Below are 16,695 nucleotides of genomic sequence, written 5' to 3' on the forward strand. Positions count from 1 at the left end.
CTGAACCTCTAGTGTGCGCCTTGCGCAAGGGGCATAGTTCGCACGAGAAAGTTTCGTGCCATGCCCGCAACGATCGTTCCACGAGGAAGAGCCACGGTGAGTGAGCCCAACCCTTCTCTGCCGCAGACGCTGCACCGCATCGATGAGCTACTGAGGATCTGCGGCCTCGACCGCGCTGAGCGCTTGGACATCCAACGCCTCAGCTACGACACCGGCGTTCCCCGGGAAGACGTGACGGCTCTGCTCGCCGGCGGCCAGCCGCATCCCACCGATGCGGATTCCTTGGTACGCGACCGCGTCCGCTTCCTGTACGAGGTCCACACGAACGCCGACGGTGAGCCGTTCGACATCCGCGACATCGCTGCCGCGCTCGGAGCGACGACGACATGGGTCAAGAAGCTGGTCGCAGGACAGGCCAAGCCGAGCATCACCGCTGGCGCCGACCTCGCACGGTTCTACGGTGTAGCTCCAACCTTCCTCACAGACTCGCCGGCCGAAGCCGTGAACCGCGAGCTCCAGTCCGTCGTCTTCGATCTCGAAATCACGGCGGACCCCGAGAAGAAGCTCAAGGATCTCGGGGTCACGCACATCGCGGGAAGAAGCATCACGATGTGGGGCCAAGGCGAGTTGGTGGAAGTCGCCAAAATGGTCGCTGACATCACCAACAGCCTCAAAGTGGTTAACACCAAGATCGCCCGTATGGAAAGCCCGGAGGGCGACCGATGAAGAAGATATCGAATCGGGCTGTGGCCAGGGAGCAGCGCAAGTTAATGGCTGACCTCGGAGCCGCGGTCACTGCAGCGGTCGACGTACCCGCAGAGCCAACAGCAATCTTCGAGGCTTTGTGCGACGCCATGAGCGTGCGCCGCGAACGGCCCGTTCTGCTGAGCATCCGTGCCTTCCCTCCTGAGCTCGCCAGCCACACGACAGGCCTGTGGCTGGACCTGCCCGAGCAGGACGTCATCGTGGTGGAGGAAAGCCTGGCTCCCCCTCACAAACTGGTCGTCCTAGGACACGAGTTTTGGCACATGTACGCCGGGCACTGCGGTCACGATGTTGATGGCGGCTCAGCCGCGGCGAGGGCCGCTCTCGCCACAGAAGTTGACTGGCCGGAGCTGGCCCGTCGCGTCGCGTCCCGCAGCCATTCCCACCAGGAAGAGGAGGTGTCAGCCGAAGGGTTCGGCCTGCTCCTGGGCACCAAGATGCGCGGCTGGCTCGCAGACCCGAACGTCGCAGCGCCGCCCCCCATCGACGACGTCGCCCACCGTCTCGGCGTCACGCTGGGCTACCGAGGATTGCAGGGCTGACTGTGACCCTCAGCCAACTCATCTACAACCCGTACACCATTACGGCCGTTGTTCTGCTCGTGGCACTCGTCTACAAACTGCCGACGCTCATCCGCGCGTTCCGTAACCCATTACTGCGCCAGGTCTGCGGATTGCTTCTAGCGGCGTGCTGCGTGTTCATCTTCGCCGCGCCGCCCACCATCGTCGTAGTGAACGACATCACCGGGATCACAAACTTCAGTGGCCCCTGGGTCTACAGCCTGCTCACCGGGTTCTGCGCGTCCTGCCTTCTACTCGTCATCAAATGGCGTGGTGGCACGCCTGAAAGTATCCGCCGCGCGAGATTCTGGGTGTACGGCGGCTACGGCACGCTCTGCGCCGCGCTGTGGATCCTTTTTTCTCTCGGCGACCACGACGTCGAGCGGCTGCGGGACCTGGACACCTACTACGCAACCACGCCGTACATGCGCGAAATGATCGTGCTGTACCTGCTCGGGCACACCGTCGCTGTACTGATCACCTCGGTGCTGCTGTGGAGATGGCGAAGCCACGTACGCGGTACCGGCTGGCTCCACGCCGGCGTTGTACTGCTCAGCTTCGGCTACGCCGCGAACATCCTGTACGACGTGGCCAAACTGACTCCGGTCGTCGCCCGCTGGTTCGGCCGAACCGACCTGGACTGGATGTCCACCGACCTCGCTCCGTCCATCGCCGCAGTGGTCGGCGTGCTCATCGCCCTCGGCTTCATCCTTCCGCACGTCGGCGAAGGCATCACCCACCGGTGGAACACCCGGCGCGAGTACTGGGCGCTGGGCCCTCTGGCCCGCACCCTCGACTCCGTGCCGGCCTCATCCGCCCCCGTGTCGCTGGGCCGATTCGCCCCGCTCGACCTGCGGCTGACCCAGCGCCAGACAATCGTCCGCGATGCCCTGCGTCACCTGGCGCCGCTCCTGGACGAGACCCTTCGCGAGCAAATCCGCGAGGAGTATCTCCGCACTGGCCACACCCCCGAGGCTGCCCACGCCCACGCCACCGCGGCCGCCATCACAAACGCCGTCGACCAACTGAGCTCCACCAGCGTCGAGAACCGCAAACCCCCTTCGCGGCTGCCGGCGGACGGCATGGATGACGTCATCGCTATCTCCCGAGCACTCCGCAAGCCCCCCAGGATGCAGGCGGCCCGTGTCCCAGCAGCCGCCAAGAGCGAAAGCGTGGCCCCATGAGCACCGCACCCGTAGGCCTCAGATCCCCGCACGCCATCGTCATCGGAGGAAGTCTCACCGCCCTGCTTGCCGCACAGGCTTTGAGCGATACAGCGCACGTCACCGTCATCGAACGCGACGTTCTCCCCGAGCAACCCGCACCACGCAAGAACCTGCCGCAGGCCCATCACGTCCACTTGCTCTGGTCGGGCGGCGCAGACGCGATCGAGACCCTGCTCCCGGGCACCGAGAAGGCACTCGCCGCGGCAGGAGCCCGCCGTATACCGCTGACCACGGGCATGGTCGGCTACAGCCCTGCGGGCTGGTTCCGCCGCTGGGCCGAAAGCCACTACGTCATCGGATGTACCCGCGACCTGCTCGACGTCGTTGTCCGCGACCAGGTCCTCAAGAGCAGCGGCGAACGCATCACCCTCCGCCAGGGCACCGACGTGATCGGCCTGGAGGGCACCGCCGCGGCGGTCACCGGAGTCCGCATCAGTGGGACCGACGGGATCGAAGAGACGATCTCGGCCGACATGGTCTTCGACGCAAGCGGTCGGGGATCACGCACGCCGCACTGGCTCAAGGAACTCGGCGCTCCCGAGCCGGCTACCCGCGCTGTCGATCCAGGGCTGGTGTACGCCAGCCGCATCTACCAGGCCCCGGCGGAGCTTCCAGAGAATTGGCCCATCATCAATGTGCAGGCCGATCCCCGAGGGGACGGTCCCGGGAAGGCGGGGGTCATCCTGCCGATCGAGGGGAACCGTTGGCTCGTCACGCTTTCCGGCACCCGCGGAGGCCAGCCCACCGACGACCCCGCCGATTTCGTGGACTTCGCCCTGCAGCTACGGCATCCGATCGTCGGGGAGATACTCGCCCGCACCACTCCGCTCACTGACGTGACGGTCACTCGCACGACGGCGAACCGGCGCCGCTACTACGAGAAGACGGCCATGCCGGAGAACCTTGTGGTGCTCGGAGACGCCGTTGCCGCCTTCAACCCCGTGTACGGGCACGGTATGACCGTCGCAGCACAGAGCGCCGTCACCCTTCAGGAGACCATTCAGCGGCACGGATGGGGCACGCCGCGGCTGGCACAGCGTGTCCAGAAGGCCATCACGCCGCACGTTCAGACGGCTTGGGCTTTCGCCACCGGGTCGGATGTCTTCTACCCCGGAGCCACCGATACCGGGCCCACGTTCGGCGAGCGGGTCTCGGCCCGCTTCGTGGACCGGCTGATCTACACCGCCACCGGTTCCGGCCGCGTCGCACGAGACCTGACCGACGTAGTCACGATGGAGGCGGGCCCCCACACACTTGGACGGCCCAGCACGTTGATCGCCGTTGCCATCGGGCCGCTCAAGGACAAGCTGGAGGAGCCGCCCTTCACCCCTGAGGAACTCCAAGTCCTCAACGGCTGAAGTGGAAGGGCTCCGGAATCGCCCGGAGCCCCTCCACCTGTCGAACGGCGAGTAGCTCAGACCGTACGCAAGCCCGGTCGCGGTGCCGAAACTCCCACCCGCCACCGCGAAGCCTTCGCTGCGCCCTTCCACCGAGGCACGCCCGTGGCGCGTGGCGTGGCCGGTTTCGGTTGCTCGCCGGGAAGATCCCACCCGCTGATGACCAACTCCGGGTCGATCAGGGCTTCAACCGCGGGCCACACCATAAATGGCGCAAGCCGGACCAGCTTGGCCAGCGTCTCTTGCTGCTCGTCGTCCACGAGCCCCGGGAACGCTTCGGGCTTGATCTGCTCGCGTGCCGAAGCCAGCAAGGTCGGGCGGTCCAGCAGGACGGGTGTGCCCAACAGCCCGTCCCATGTGCCGTCTTGGTCGATGAGCAGCCGCAGCTCCGGACGGTCGCCCCGGTAGTCGTGTTCCAGGTGCACGAAAACGCCTCGGATGGGCGGCGTCTGCCCGGCCTCTTGCAGGTATGGCGGCACCGCGATGTACACGCACTGCTGGGGCAGGTCCCGGAGGAGCCGCTCGCGCGGAAGGGGCCTCTCCGCTGGTACTCCGGGCGCACTCCACGCGGTGGCCACGTGCTTGGCCCCTGCTTCCGGGTCGATCCAGTACACGCCCTTGGTCAGCCACCAGGTGGACAGCGCGGCCACGCGGGCGACATCGCCCGCGCGGGGATCGCCGGGCAGCATCGCGCCGGTCGGGCACACCACGGTGTACGCGCCGGCCATCGGCACCCAGCACCAATCGGGCCAGTCCGTGAACCCGGGGGCGCCCTTGCGGTCCGCGAACTGAGTCATCTGCCCCAGAACGCTCGGGTAGTGCTGCCGCATCTCGCGCACCAAGGCATAGCACCGCTCTGCAGCGGCAGCCGTCACCGCCTCCGCGTTAGAAGGCTCCTCCTTCGGCGATTCCTCGGCCGCAGTCCCTTCCACCACCCGCACTGTGGGGCGCGCCTTGCTCCCAGCCGGACCCGATCCGATGGTGAACGGGATCCGAGTCCAGTGCGCACGGCCCGACACGAGTACCGATTCGATGTCGGCGACGGTCGCGATCGGCCCCGTGATAACGACCGCGCTGCCGGCGGCCGCGGTGTCCTTCCGCCACTGCTCCGTGGTGGGCATCGTGCCGTCGTAGAAGACGTACCCCCCCGGGAAGTGGATCAGCAGTTCGTCATTCTCTGTGTTCAGGTGGGCGGTCCAGCCGGGCACCGAAGCGCCCGAGAAGTCGGGCGGCAGCGACAACGGCTCACCTCCGTGCTGCTTCACCGTCATCTCCACCGTGTCAGCGGCCAGCAACTTGCCGTCCTCGGCGGTGACCGTCACGGTGTCCGGCTGGATCATCACAATGACCGCTTCGCCCAGCAGGTGAGCGGACTGGGCGTCCAACCTGGTGATGGGCGCCTTGGTGTGGACACCGGCTTGCACCGCATCCTCCTCGATGCGGCGGCCCCCGCCTTCATCGCTGCTCACGTACTCCTCGTTTCGTTGATACTGAAGCGGGGCGGAGCCAACTCGACTGGCTCCGCCCCGCTCACTCTGCCGCACCCCGCTGACAGCAGGGTCGGAATGGCGTCAACCGATCAGGCCGCGCAGGTATGCGCGTGCCTGGCGCTGATGCTCGGTGTCCTCCAGGGCGTGATGGCGGCGGCCGGTGTGCGGCGGCAGCTTCACCCCGCCGGCTTCACGGCGCAGTCGGGCAAGATCGTCCGCCCACTGCGGCACCGAGCCCGGCATCACCTGCCAGTCGTTGCCCCAGAGCGTGTGAAGTCGGATCACGTCCTGAGCACCGCAGTACACCCACAGCGTGACGTCGTTGCCGAGCCCGGCGAAGAACTTCTCCACCCGGCGACGGATCTCGTCGTAGCTCTGCACGTCGGGGTGGCTGCGGTCGAGCTCGCCATCCAGGGTCAGCGGCAGACACGGCCACACCTCGGCGCGCATGAACTGCTTGCTCCGCACGGCCAGGGTGTCCATATCGGCGTTCACCAGGTACAAAGTGCGGCCCGGCCCGGCGTTCAGCGCAAGGGAGACGAGCCCCGATGGACTCAGGTCGCCCGGCAGGAACTCGCAATCCAGATCCACTTCCGTACCGGTCGGGACCGGGGGGCGGCCGTTCGGCGCGAGGCTGAGCATGACGGCCGTCATGCCATCGAGAGCCTGAGAGACCGCGTCGCCGTCCGTGCGCCCGCTCCGCATCGGACGGACTCGACGGATGGCCTCCGCGCGCCAGTCGAGTTCCTGGACCGGCCTCGGGGGCTGGGCGGCCGGGCCCGCGTGGCGGGCATCCACCACGTCCTTGACGGAGGTCAGGTTCGCCGCGTACTCGGTGGCGTACGGCCGGTCCGTAGGGCCGACGTTGACAGTGACCCCCCGGTTGGTGTCGTAGCTGGCCCAGACGGGATGCTCGTCGGCCTGGTAGTCCCCCGGGGCGAGGAACGCGGGCCGCAGCACCGTGAAGAACTCAGCGTCGTCGACCCGGGCCGGCTCGATGGGCTCGATACCCAGTTCTTTCAGGTGCTCGTTCACCAGGTCGGCGTGCCGCTGGGCGGCGGCTCGCTCGGCCTGCCGGGCGGCTTTCTGCCGGGCGGCGGCTTCCTCCTCCGCCTTGACGAGCCAGTCGGGCAGCTCCGGCTGCTGCTCGGTCTCGGTCTGGGTGTCGTTCATCGGTGTGTCTCCGTCGCATGGGGTGGTGGAGCGCGGACTGTGCAGCTCCCCGCCCCGCCCGGCCGGTCCGGGCGGGACAGGCAACCATCAGGCCGTGCGTTGCGTCGCGTGGTGCTTCTCGTGCAGGGCGGCGGCCGTCTTCCACCACACCTCGCGCCGACCGGCGCTCTCGCGGGCTTGCTTGCACTGACCGCGCTGGGACCCCATGCCGCCCGTCAACGGCGCGAACAGGTGCGGGATCGACGGGCGCAGCAGGTCGACGTAGTCCTGACCGCCCAGGAAAATCACGTCAGCGTCGTCCGTGCCCAGCTCGGCGGCGTCACTGGCGATCCGCTCGGGAGTGACGGCCCGCGGATCGCCAGGTCTCACGTTGTAGGGGTGCAGGGGCCGCTGGAGGTCGACCAGTCCGTGGAGCGCAGAGGCTATGCGGATCAGCGACGGGCTGGTGAGAGTGTCTGCCGCAGAGCGCAGAGAGACGTGATAGTCGCCGATGTACAGCTTGCCGGCCGGGTAGCCGGGGTTGGGGTTGCCGTACTCGTTGAGGCCCGGGTCGGGCAGCTTCTTATCTCCGCACGCGATGATCACGATGCGCCTGCGCCGTACGTCGATGTTGCCGCGCACCCGGGCGTACGCGCGGCCGGCGGGGGTCAGGAACAGACTTCGCCCGGTCTGCTCGTACGTCATCGGCTCCGGGTCCCAGGACGTGGGGCGGATGTCCGCGTACCCGGCGGCGTGAACGGCGCGCAGCGTGGGGCCGCGGAACCATGTCTCCCCCGCCCAGTACGCGGCTTGGTCGTCCCTGCCGGGTACGAGCTGATCGGGGCGCTGTGCGGCCGTCACAACCGCCTCGTGGACCTTCTTGGGGAGCTTGGGCGGGATGGTGGCGAGCGGGGCCGCCGGGGCGCCGTGGGTCTGGCGCCACTCGTCGAGTGCTTTCCTTCCGGTTTCGGTCATCCGGTGCGTACCGGCGGCGGCGTTGTGCGGTACGACCAGGCCGTCGGCTTCGAGTCGGGCCATGGCGGCGGGGTGGCCGGAGACGACGCCGTTGTCGTTGCAGTGCAGGATGCGCGCGCCCGTAGGGGTGAGGGACATGGGTGTTCCTTCCGGCCCGGCCGGAGACTCCGGCCGGGCGGCGAGCAGGGATCAGAAGGTGGGGAAGGCGTGGTTCACGGCCGCCGGTACCGGTTGCACTCTTTGTCGTGCGGGCGGCCGGGCCGCTCGTTCCGCACACCTCCGCCCGTGCCGGAGCGCGGGCGGGCAGTGCGGCGCTCCAGGTCAGCGGCGGGAAGGGTGCTGTGCGGAGTCCTCGGCGATGGCACGGGCGGTGTGCGCGCAGGCCTCGGCGAGGGCCATGCCGTCGCGGGAGCCGTAGAAGCTGTCGACGTAGTCGCTTTCCTCGTCGTACAGGGCGACGCTGAACCTCTCGGCGTGCGCGGATGCCACGCGGTCGACCTGCTCGCCGGCGTTCACCCGGTAGTGCAGCCCGCTGTGCACGTCGTCTTCGGGGGTGAGCGGGTTGAGCGGCGCGGAGAGCCACGTCATGCCGCCTTCACCGTCTTGGACGGCGGGGAAGCCGTACGTCGCGAGTGCGGCCCGCAGCGCGTCAGCCTCTGTACGCGGCGGCGCAATGTCGGTGGGCACCAGCTCGATCACAGAGAGCAGCTGGACGATGAACAGCCGCCCCTCCACGTCCTGGAGGACGCGGGCGTGAGGGTTCGTGAACCAGGCGGAGACGATGGAGCGAGCGCGGGATCGGCGCACCAGGCCGCGTTCGGTCTTGCTCCAGAGGACATCCCCTTGCGGATGCACGGTCACCCGGTAGCCCGGGGCGTTCACGACCGTGTCCAGCCGGTCACCGACCACATCGGCGAGGGCCGCGCCCGGCTCCTTGCGCACGGGCCTGTCCTGCCATGCGAGTTCCAGGTGAGCGGACTCGCTGACCACGGCGGCGGCTGCGGCGAGAGCGGCGGCGTACCCGCTCCGACGGACCAGCTTGGGGAGCTGCTGCGCCTGGTGTTCGCGGTCCTCCTGGCGCTCCGTGCCCGGCGGGTACAGCGCGAGGTACTTGTCCGACTTCGACAGGTGGGCGCGGGCGCGGTCGAGTGCGTTGTTCGCGTCGCGCAGACGGTGACGGGCAGTGGTGAGCTGCTGGTCGGCGGTCCGTCGGGCCGCTTCAAGTCTGGAGCGCTCCGCCTCACGTTGAACGGCGGTGCGCATGTTGGCGAGGAAGCCGGGAGAGGTCATGAGGGTGCTCCGTATTCGGGCAGGCGGGCGCGCGGACGGGCGCGCCGACCGGGGTGAAGGTGAAGGAAGGACGGGGGGGGCGGCGCGGGGCCGCTGGGCGGGGAGGCCGTGGGGCGCCTCCCCGGGCGGGGCCTATCGGCCGCACGCCTCGCACAGCACGGGGCGCGGGCGGGCGGCGTAGGCCGCTTCGACGTCCTCGCACTCGACGGCCGACCACGCGCCGCGCTCGACGGCTTCCAGAGCCGCAGCGTTTGCAGCGTCCATCAGCGACACGTGCCTGGCGACTTCCACGGCTGTGTAGGTGACGCGGTGACGCCACAAGGTGCCGCTCTCATCCAGCGGGGAGAGCGAGGCGACCATGCAGCCATGCGGGTTGGTCAGGTGGGCGGAGAGCCAGAACTCCGAACCGTCCTCGCGGTAGGCGGTGTGCGCCAACACGAGGTAGGAGCCGAGGGCACGGGCCTCGACGTCGGTGCGCACAGCCTGCGCCTTCCGCTTCTCCGCAGCGGCCCACACCTGCTCTTCGATGGCATGCCAGGCGGGCTCGACGGGGGCCTGCGGGGCGACGGGAGTGCGCTTGCGGGAACGGGTCGCGGGCATGGTGGTGCCTTCCGGTCGGGTTCGGAGCGTTGGTGTTGGTTCCGCTCGCTCGTGCGGTCCAACAAGGAAAAGTGTACACCATGTCCGGGGTTGGGGAAGGGGGTTCGGCTTATCCGAACCGTGAACTGTTCCCCCGGGGAACAGCCGGACTATCCCGCCGGCGGGAACGCCGTGAAGGAACCCGCCCAGGTCGGGTCTTCCTCCACCGTCCAGCCGCCCGCCCGAAGAACCTCCGGTATGCGCCCCTGCTGCTCACCCGCCGTCCGCCCCATGGCGTCGACCTGAATGCCCGGCACGGACGGCTCCGACGGGTCGAGCGGGCTCACCATGAACCCCTCCTGCTCGCACATCCACGCACCGTCACCGATCGGCTCGCCGTAGACCACCGGCCGCAGACCGGCCCCGATCAGCAACGTCACCGCACTCGCCTCCACCAGGCCGTACCGCCACGCAGGGAAGAACCCCACGGACGGAGTCCTGCTCACCGGCACCCAACGCACCTCGTACAGCGGCGGGTTCGGCCGCAGCAGCGGCTCCGGCTCCTCCCACACCACCATGCGCCCCTGCACGGTGACCTCCCGGCCGGCTCGCAGCGTGTTCGCCGTCCGCACCAGCGCGTCTATCCGCTCGTGCTCGACGACATCCCCGTACCGGGTCACGTCGTGAACCTCCTGACTCAGCCAGCGCACGCCGTCGCCGAGGAGTTCGTCAGCGCGCTCCAGGTGCGGCCACAGGTCCGGCGCGGACGCGGTGATGCGCCGAGCGTCTTCTAGCACGTGCGCCCGGTCGAGCCGCATCGCTTCCGCTATCGCGTCTCTCTCGGCCGCCGCGGTGGTCACGTCCACCCGTGTCCACAGGTCCAGAACCACCCACGGGTCACTGAACGGCAGATCGGAGGGCACGGCCCCAAACCGGGCTCCGGCGGTGTCCACCGGCCGGTCCGCCACGTACACGTCCCCGCTCCCCGGCGAGTTGGTCACCGCGTACCCGGCACGCATGAGCGTTTCAACGATCCGCGCCCGGTACTTCTCGACGCCGAGCTCCGGCCCGTTCGTCCACCCCGGTCGAGTCGGCTCGGCGCCGTACCAGCGGACGAACATGCGGCGCGGCTCCTGCTGATCGTGCGACAGGACACGGAAGCCCTCTCCTCCCGCCGGACCGGCTTCGGGGAAGGTCAGGGAGAGCAGCGTCGTCACGCGGGCAGCCAGGTCCACGGACGCGAGCACACGACGGGGGGTAGTGCTGCTGTTCGACATGATGGTCACTCCTAATCGTTGCGGTGGGGGAAGGGAAACCGGGAGCGGAGGGCGGCGAGTCGGGCCGCCACGGGATGCGGCGGACGATCACCCATCGGCGAGGCTCGGGATGCCGTCGGGGAACATCTCCAGGTAGGCCAGCCGCGCCCTGTACTCCTGGCTGATCTCTCCGTCGGTGGGGCGCAGCTCGGACACGCCCGCGCACTCCCTTGCGAGGAGGAACCGGCCATGCAACCAATTCAGACGACTGTCCGGCGGCCACACGGCGGTCTCCCACACGGTCCAGTCGTGCCCGGCCTCCGTCAGCGCCGTGGCGTACTCACCGAACTCCCGCATGAGGATGCCCCCGAACAGGTCGCGCTCCTTCTCTCTCGACACGGCTACGCCTCCGCCGGAGAAGCCGACAGCATGAACACGTGCAGGCACTCCACGGTCTGGGGAAGCATCGTGGTCTCCCAGCCGGCGACGTGCCGGACGTAGCGGGCGTACAGCCGTCCCGCGGCCGCGTCGTAGGAGACTTCCGCCTCCAGCTGCTCGGCAAGGATCACGTCCAGGACGTGAACGGCGTCGCTGTAGGTGACGGTCCCGGGGACGTCGTACGCGAAGTCCTCGGCATGCTCGGCCACCGACTCCCGCAGCGGCACCAGCTTCCCGCCCGCGTCGGACCGGACGTACTGGGCGACGGACCGCGCACCGCCGATGTCCAGATGCAGCAGGTCCAAGAGACTGTGCAGCCGCATGCCCGGCAGGATCTCCCCGGGCACCACCGGCACGAACCGGGGCTTCACGTCCCACTGCACGACGGCCCGGTGCAGACTCGCGCGCACCTCGGCGTCCGAGAGGAAGCCGCTCCTGTCGTCCGGCGCGGGAATCCAGTCCGCAGCCGAACGGACCCACACGTCACCGGTGTCGGGCCACTCGTAGCGGTCGCCGTCCGCGAACGCGATCGGGACGGACGGCATCGGGAACACAGCGGACGGCTCCACGGGCGGAGCAGCCGGAGTCATGGTGGACAAGGGGTCATCTCCAAGCGGTAGGTACGAGGTACGGAACGGGCACGGTGCGCCCTGCTCACGGCCGCCACGGGAGCGGCGGCTGAGGGAAGGGGACAGCGGGCCGGCGGCCCGGGACGACGCGCCCCGGGCCGGGCGGTATCAGATCCGGTACAGGGCTTCCATCACCGGGTTGCGACGCTTCCCCTTCGGGCTGAGCGGGAAGTAGCGCACCGGGCCGGACGTGCCGTCACCGGCGGTTCGGCGAACCCCGATCGCCCCGTACGGGTAGCTGCCTTCCACGTACGACGGGGGAAGGGTCTCGAAGTGGTAGACCACGCCACCGATGTGACGCATCCACTCCCACCGGCCGCCCGGCGGCATGGGCTGCCGCATCCCGACGACGAACAGTCCGTACGCGAGGGCGGCTTCCACCAGGGCGTTGCGCGTGTCGTACAGCGCCGAGTACGCAGTTGCACGGCGTACAGCGGTCAGGAACTCCGTCACGGCCTTGTCCAGGTCGCGCCCGGACCGCTCACCGTAGGTGGCCCCGGCCGTTATGTGCAGGGCCTCCATGCCGAGTAGGTAGGCCCGGTTCCATGCCCTTGCAACCGCCGCCCCGGCCTTCCCCTCGGCCATACCGCAGCGGACAGCGAGCTTGCCGACTTCCCGCACCGCCGGGTGATCCAGCGTCGCGCCGTCCGGCTCGTGCATCAGGCGGGAAACGGCGCGCTCGACGTCGGTCACCATGTCCCACTCGGGCCGGTTCTTCGCACCCCTTACCGCGGCTGCGGCCTTCGCAAGAGCCTCATCGAACTCGAAGCGCCGCTCAGCCGATCCCTGCCGAGGGTGCATGGCCAGAAGAGCGCGTTCGAGGGCGAACAAGGATGCCACCGAAGCACGGTCTTCCACAGCGCGAACGGCGGACTGCCCGGCGACGATCAGGGGACGCAGATCGGTACGGACGATGGTGGTCATGGGCGAGTCCTCCAAGGACACACGAAGGGAAAGAGGGCTGGGCAGACCGCCGGCCGGGCGGATGTCAGATGCGGTAACGCGCGGCGTCGACAGCGGCCCGCCGCTTCTCGTCCGAACTGAGGGGGAAGTACCGGACCCGATCGCCCCAACCGACCCCGCCGACGCGCTGTACCGCGACGGATCCGTACGGGTCGCCGTCGAACATCGGCGGGTCGACACGGAACAGGAAGACAGAGTCACCGATACGGCGCTCCCACTCCCAACTCGTGTCGGACGGCTGCGGCTGACGCATCCCGATCACGAACAGGCCGTACGAGCGGGCGAACTCCACCAGGGCCCGGCGAACCTCGTACAGCGCCTCGTACGAGATGGCACGGCGTACGGCGTCGAAGAACGTCGTCATGGCCTTGTCGAGCTTCCGGCGCACGTCAGTGTCGCCGTGCACGGCGCTGACGATCGCGCTCAGGGCTTCCACTCCGGCCTGGTAGGCGCGGTACCGAGCCGTGCGCTCCGCGTCTCCCTCGGTTCCCCAGTCGCGTGTCCGCGCGCAGTGCACGGCGAGAGTCGCTACGGCCATGATTGCGTCCGTGCCCGAACCCTTCGGCGTGGGCAGGTGCAGCCACAGCGACAGGCCATGCTCGGCTTCGGACAGCAGCGCCCATGTTTCGGAGTCCTCGGCGCGCCCAACGGCCCGTATGGCGCCCTGAACGATGTTGTACGCCTGATCGTCCATGTCGAGCAGCGGCAGAGCGCACAGGGCCTTGTCGACGTCGCTGAGGACTCTGCGGGAGCTGCGGTTCTCGACGGCCCGCACGGCGGACTGTCCGGCAATCAGCAGAGCGCGCAGCCCGTCATGGGTGTGCGTACGGGGTGCACCGTCGAAGTGCACAGCGACCCATTGCCGTCCGGCCGCCGTGGCGCGCACCCGGGAGCCGACGGAGTCCACGAGACCGCTGTCGACCAGCGTGGTCAGAGTGGACCGGTTCGGCTGCATGTCGATGTCGTGCATACGGAGCCGACCGCCCCGCACGGGGTCGAAGTCGGTTCCGTTCGGGGAGTTCACGATGGCGCGGAGAAGGTTGGCCGCGGCGGGAAACAGGTCGATCACAAGGACTCTCCAGGGTGAGATGAGAGGGGAGACAGCGGGCCGGCGGGGAGGCACGGATGATGGCCCGGCGGGATCGCTTACGGCGCGCCCTGCTCACGGCCCTGACGGACATCGCGGGCGACAGCGGCAGACCGCAGTGGCGCAGGGAGGGGCGGAGAGCATCGAGCCCTCCGCCCCGGACTGATCGCTACGAGCCGATCAGGATCAGAATCGTCAGACCAGCCGTGGACACGGCCAACATGACGGCGATGATGCCGACCCGGAAGGAGAGCCTGCGCAGCTCGCCGATGGTGGCGGGACGCGTGCTGTCGTCAGGGGTGCTGCTGGGCATGGTGAAACCTCCGAGAGGGTCATGGATGGCAAAGGGGGCACCGTCGGCCCCCGCACCGGCCCGCGACACTGCGCCGCGGATCGATGCGGAGACGGCGGCCGGCTCACTTCCGGAAGAAGCCACGGCACGCGACGGTGAACCGACGGCCGTGGTGCAAGAACGGCTGATCGCATGCTGCGCAGAGCGGGTTCTGCGGGGTGTCCGGGCGCGGCTCCACATCGAACCTGCTGCAGCACGTCGCGTTCGGGTTCCCGTGCTCGCTCTCCCACTGACCGCACTCACCACAGACCGGCGTACGGGGCGTGGGCATGGGGCGGCACTCGTACGTGGCGTGATCACGCATTCCGGCGGCGTAGGTGAATGCCACCGTGCGGGACAGATCATCAAACGCCACAGCACCCGAGCATCGGATGGCATCGATCAGGAGGGCACGGAGGAACGCGCCCGACACCACCTGGGTACGGGGCACGTCGGGAACGAGGTTCGACGCGGGGGCGAACACCGTCTTCGAATACGCAGCGAACGTCACCTCTGACGGATCGGTCAGGGGGCGGAAGAGAGCGGTGCGGACGTCATCGCGGACAGCAGACACAGAAACTCCCGTGGAGAAGAGAGGAAGGGAAGAGCGCCCGGCGGGACCGCGCGAAGGGGGTCGACCGTGCGAGCGGGGACAGCGCTGTGACCAGCGCAAAGGAACGCTTGTGCAACTTTTGCGACCGTCCTACGCGTGCGCGCGGGGGTCGGGCCGGCTGGGGCGCACCGGGGGTGCCGGTGCGCCCCAGCGGGGTCTAGCGGGGGATGCGGGCCCGGACGGTGCGGCGGAAGCGCGTGAGCCGGTAGGCGATGCGGTGGAGCCGGGCACGCCACCCGAAGGTGCGGACGTAGACGCGGGCCCGGTGATGGAGCGGCAGCCGCTCGTACAGGTCCACGTCGAGGGACGCGAGGTTGTCGATGATGGCGTTGGCGACGCGTCGCGGTGAGGCGTCTGCGGGGGCGAGTACGTCCGGCTGCGGCGCCCAATCGGCGTCGTGGCCGATGGCCACCCACTTCCATCCTTCGGACCACTTCATGACCAGGTCGTCGTCGCTGATGTTCAGTCCGTACGACTGGCAGGCGACCATGCCGGTGTGCGCGTCCAGGTAGCCCGCGCGGATGAGGTGCGCTTCGACGGTGCGGAGGAACGTGCGCTCTCCGGCATGGTCGGCGTAGAAGTTGCTGGCGTGGCGCTCCCCTTCGCTCCAGCCGTGACCGTCGTCGTCCCGGTAGGTGTTGGTGAGTGCCAGGTCGAGCACCTTCGCGGCGGCGGACGGGTCGGTGTCGTCGACGTCGGGGACGGGGACGGTCCACACCGTGGCGCGGGGTTCGCTGGGCAGGATCTCGTCTTCGGCGGGGGCGTTGGCGTAGACGTCTACGCCGCTCACGCGGCCGTCGGGGAGCTGCGCTACGGAGATGTGGATGCGGTTGGGGGCGATGTGGTCGTACTGGGGCAGGTGGTCGCCGGTCTCGTTGATGGTGACGGGCATGGGTGTCCCCTTCGGGTTGGGTTCGGAGCGTTGGTGTTGGTGCGGCCCGCTCGTGCCGTCCAACGTTGATAACTGTACACCATGTCCGGCACTCCGTGGTGTCGTGGCGTTAATTCGCGGGGTGGGACTTCCTTTTCGAGGATCCCGCCGATCCCGTGTCGGACGCGGTGTACATAAAACGTCCGTGGTCATGTATCGTCGTGCTTGCACCGAACGGCAGCGACGGACCGAGCAACCGTCAGCCGCCGAACGCTCCGAAACCGAGGAGACAGCCATGCCCACACGCACCCTCGCCCCCGCACTGCCCGCCGCCGTGACCGTGCTCCAATGCAGCGAATGCGGCCACGGAACCTTCACTGCCGGGAGGGACGGCAAGTTTCACTGCTCGTGCGGCACGCACGTCCTGCCGAGCGAGGTTGAGATGAATCTGGACTCCGATGACGTCTGGTGTGTCACCCCGGGGCAGAGCCTGGCTGTCGTCACGGCTCCGACCGTGGCCTGGCGCCGGTACCGCGAAGCGCGCACGGACATGGACGACCCGGGAGTCTGGGGCCCGCCGCTGGAAGCCGCGCACGTCGAATTCCGTACGGCTCTGGCGGAACTGGAGGCGGCACAACTCATGGGCTTGCAAATGCCGCACGGTATCGACGTGCAGATCGGGCGCGTCTACCTGACCTGCGTTGTCAGGGCAGACGGCTCCCTGGCCGGCTCAGAGGCGTTCGCCTTGGGCTGGGACTGCAAGGTGTGCGCTCCGCATGCCACGCACGGGCGCAAGCAGGAAAGGTACCCGTGCCGTCAGCCCCGCGCCCATGCGTGGGGCACGGCGAACGGCTGGGCAGCCTTCCGTACCAGCCGTGACGGGCGCACCGACCACGTGGTCTCCCCTCTCGCTGCGGACCTTCCCACGGCCCGCGAGCGCGCGGCCGCCGTACTGAACGCGCGCCGCTCCTTCACCGCGACCGTGTAAGCGCCACCCCCCACGAGGCGCGGCATCCCGGCTGCGCCCCCGCGCTCCCTGCCCCGCCCCCTGCCCTCCTCACGCCTGAAAGGCG

At 68.8% G+C, this 16,695-nt stretch carries 18 protein-coding genes; 5 read left to right on the forward strand and 13 right to left on the reverse strand.

Annotated features, from left to right (window positions below; translation table 11 throughout):
• Nucleotides 1–96 precede the first annotated feature (96 nt).
• The 4 genes from KUF83_RS30150 to KUF83_RS30165 are packed head-to-tail and all read left to right on the forward strand — an operon-like array spanning nucleotide 97 to nucleotide 3,909.
• Nucleotides 97–726, forward strand: a complete 630-nt coding sequence (locus KUF83_RS30150) for a hypothetical protein (protein WP_217458152.1) — start codon at nucleotides 97–99, stop codon at nucleotides 724–726.
• Nucleotides 723–1,307, forward strand: coding sequence for a toxin-antitoxin system, toxin component (locus tag KUF83_RS30155; RefSeq protein ID WP_217458153.1), 585 nt, complete (start codon nucleotides 723–725; stop codon nucleotides 1,305–1,307). Before KUF83_RS30150 ends, KUF83_RS30155 begins: the two co-directional genes overlap by 4 nt.
• 2 nt (nucleotides 1,308–1,309) lie before the next feature.
• On the forward strand, nucleotides 1,310–2,509 hold the full coding sequence (locus KUF83_RS30160) for an MAB_1171c family putative transporter (RefSeq protein WP_308403199.1): 1,200 nt from the start codon (nucleotides 1,310–1,312) through the stop codon (nucleotides 2,507–2,509).
• The gene (locus tag KUF83_RS30165) at nucleotides 2,506–3,909 is read left to right on the forward strand and encodes an NAD(P)/FAD-dependent oxidoreductase (protein ID WP_217458154.1); all 1,404 of its coding nucleotides are present in this window, start codon (nucleotides 2,506–2,508) and stop codon (nucleotides 3,907–3,909) included. Before KUF83_RS30160 ends, KUF83_RS30165 begins: the two co-directional genes overlap by 4 nt.
• 56 nt (nucleotides 3,910–3,965) lie before the next feature.
• Here the strand turns inward: KUF83_RS30165 and KUF83_RS30170 are convergent, their stop codons facing one another.
• The 13 genes from KUF83_RS30170 to KUF83_RS30230 form a co-directional block, all read right to left on the reverse strand.
• Nucleotides 3,966–5,417, reverse strand: coding sequence for a hypothetical protein (locus KUF83_RS30170; RefSeq protein ID WP_217458155.1), 1,452 nt, complete (start codon nucleotides 5,415–5,417; stop codon nucleotides 3,966–3,968).
• A gap of 102 nt (nucleotides 5,418–5,519) precedes the next feature.
• Nucleotides 5,520–6,611 carry a hypothetical protein gene (locus KUF83_RS30175; RefSeq protein WP_217458156.1) on the reverse strand — a complete coding sequence of 364 codons (1,092 nt, stop codon included), beginning with the start codon at nucleotides 6,609–6,611 and terminating at the stop codon, nucleotides 5,520–5,522.
• An 87-nt stretch (nucleotides 6,612–6,698) separates the two neighbouring features.
• Nucleotides 6,699–7,703, reverse strand: a complete 1,005-nt coding sequence (locus tag KUF83_RS30180; RefSeq protein WP_217458157.1) for a DUF6884 domain-containing protein — start codon at nucleotides 7,701–7,703, stop codon at nucleotides 6,699–6,701.
• Nucleotides 7,704–7,886: 183 nt separating this feature from the next.
• Nucleotides 7,887–8,855, reverse strand: coding sequence for a hypothetical protein (locus tag KUF83_RS30185; RefSeq protein WP_217458158.1), 969 nt, complete (start codon nucleotides 8,853–8,855; stop codon nucleotides 7,887–7,889).
• Nucleotides 8,856–8,987: 132 nt separating this feature from the next.
• On the reverse strand, nucleotides 8,988–9,455 hold the full coding sequence (locus KUF83_RS30190; protein WP_217458159.1) for a hypothetical protein: 468 nt from the start codon (nucleotides 9,453–9,455) through the stop codon (nucleotides 8,988–8,990).
• A 149-nt stretch (nucleotides 9,456–9,604) separates the two neighbouring features.
• Nucleotides 9,605–10,711: a hypothetical protein gene (locus tag KUF83_RS30195; protein ID WP_217458160.1), complete on the reverse strand. Its 1,107-nt coding sequence runs from the start codon at nucleotides 10,709–10,711 to the stop codon at nucleotides 9,605–9,607.
• A gap of 87 nt (nucleotides 10,712–10,798) precedes the next feature.
• Complete coding sequence (locus KUF83_RS30200; RefSeq protein WP_217458161.1) at nucleotides 10,799–11,089, reverse strand: hypothetical protein; 291 nt, start codon at nucleotides 11,087–11,089, stop codon at nucleotides 10,799–10,801.
• Between the two features lie 2 nt (nucleotides 11,090–11,091).
• Nucleotides 11,092–11,727 (reverse strand): hypothetical protein, encoded by a 636-nt coding sequence (locus tag KUF83_RS30205; RefSeq protein ID WP_217458162.1) that lies wholly within the window; start codon nucleotides 11,725–11,727, stop codon nucleotides 11,092–11,094.
• 138 nt (nucleotides 11,728–11,865) lie between these two features.
• Complete coding sequence (locus KUF83_RS30210) at nucleotides 11,866–12,681, reverse strand: hypothetical protein (protein WP_217458163.1); 816 nt, start codon at nucleotides 12,679–12,681, stop codon at nucleotides 11,866–11,868.
• Between the two features lie 64 nt (nucleotides 12,682–12,745).
• Nucleotides 12,746–13,789, reverse strand: a complete 1,044-nt coding sequence (locus tag KUF83_RS30215; protein ID WP_217458164.1) for a hypothetical protein — start codon at nucleotides 13,787–13,789, stop codon at nucleotides 12,746–12,748.
• A 187-nt stretch (nucleotides 13,790–13,976) separates the two neighbouring features.
• On the reverse strand, nucleotides 13,977–14,120 hold the full coding sequence (locus KUF83_RS30220) for a hypothetical protein (RefSeq protein ID WP_217458165.1): 144 nt from the start codon (nucleotides 14,118–14,120) through the stop codon (nucleotides 13,977–13,979).
• A 103-nt stretch (nucleotides 14,121–14,223) separates the two neighbouring features.
• On the reverse strand, nucleotides 14,224–14,712 hold the full coding sequence (locus tag KUF83_RS30225) for a hypothetical protein (protein WP_217458166.1): 489 nt from the start codon (nucleotides 14,710–14,712) through the stop codon (nucleotides 14,224–14,226).
• A 196-nt stretch (nucleotides 14,713–14,908) separates the two neighbouring features.
• A complete protein-coding gene (locus KUF83_RS30230; RefSeq protein ID WP_217458167.1) occupies nucleotides 14,909–15,643 on the reverse strand; it encodes a hypothetical protein in 735 nt (244 codons plus the stop codon).
• Nucleotides 15,644–15,917: 274 nt separating this feature from the next.
• Between KUF83_RS30230 and KUF83_RS30235 the strand changes: the two genes are divergently transcribed.
• Nucleotides 15,918–16,610, forward strand: coding sequence for a hypothetical protein (locus tag KUF83_RS30235; RefSeq protein WP_217458168.1), 693 nt, complete (start codon nucleotides 15,918–15,920; stop codon nucleotides 16,608–16,610).
• Nucleotides 16,611–16,695: the final 85 nt, after the last annotated feature.

The organism is Streptomyces sp. BV286 (assembly GCF_019090165.1).
Taxonomy (GTDB): domain Bacteria; phylum Actinomycetota; class Actinomycetes; order Streptomycetales; family Streptomycetaceae; genus Streptomyces.

Coding starts and splice junctions, on each gene's coding strand:
- KUF83_RS30155 (WP_217458153.1), top strand. CDS start 723: ATGAAGAAGATATCGAATCGGGCTGTGGCCAGGGAGCAGCGCAAGTTA.
- KUF83_RS30165 (WP_217458154.1), top strand. CDS start 2,506: ATGAGCACCGCACCCGTAGGCCTCAGATCCCCGCACGCCATCGTCATC.
- KUF83_RS30175 (WP_217458156.1), bottom strand. CDS start 6,611: ATGAACGACACCCAGACCGAGACCGAGCAGCAGCCGGAGCTGCCCGAC.
- KUF83_RS30180 (WP_217458157.1), bottom strand. CDS start 7,703: ATGTCCCTCACCCCTACGGGCGCGCGCATCCTGCACTGCAACGACAAC.
- KUF83_RS30185 (WP_217458158.1), bottom strand. CDS start 8,855: ATGACCTCTCCCGGCTTCCTCGCCAACATGCGCACCGCCGTTCAACGT.
- KUF83_RS30190 (WP_217458159.1), bottom strand. CDS start 9,455: ATGCCCGCGACCCGTTCCCGCAAGCGCACTCCCGTCGCCCCGCAGGCC.
- KUF83_RS30195 (WP_217458160.1), bottom strand. CDS start 10,711: ATGTCGAACAGCAGCACTACCCCCCGTCGTGTGCTCGCGTCCGTGGAC.
- KUF83_RS30210 (WP_217458163.1), bottom strand. CDS start 12,681: ATGACCACCATCGTCCGTACCGATCTGCGTCCCCTGATCGTCGCCGGG.
- KUF83_RS30220 (WP_217458165.1), bottom strand. CDS start 14,120: ATGCCCAGCAGCACCCCTGACGACAGCACGCGTCCCGCCACCATCGGC.
- KUF83_RS30230 (WP_217458167.1), bottom strand. CDS start 15,643: ATGCCCGTCACCATCAACGAGACCGGCGACCACCTGCCCCAGTACGAC.
- KUF83_RS30235 (WP_217458168.1), top strand. CDS start 15,918: ATGCCCACACGCACCCTCGCCCCCGCACTGCCCGCCGCCGTGACCGTG.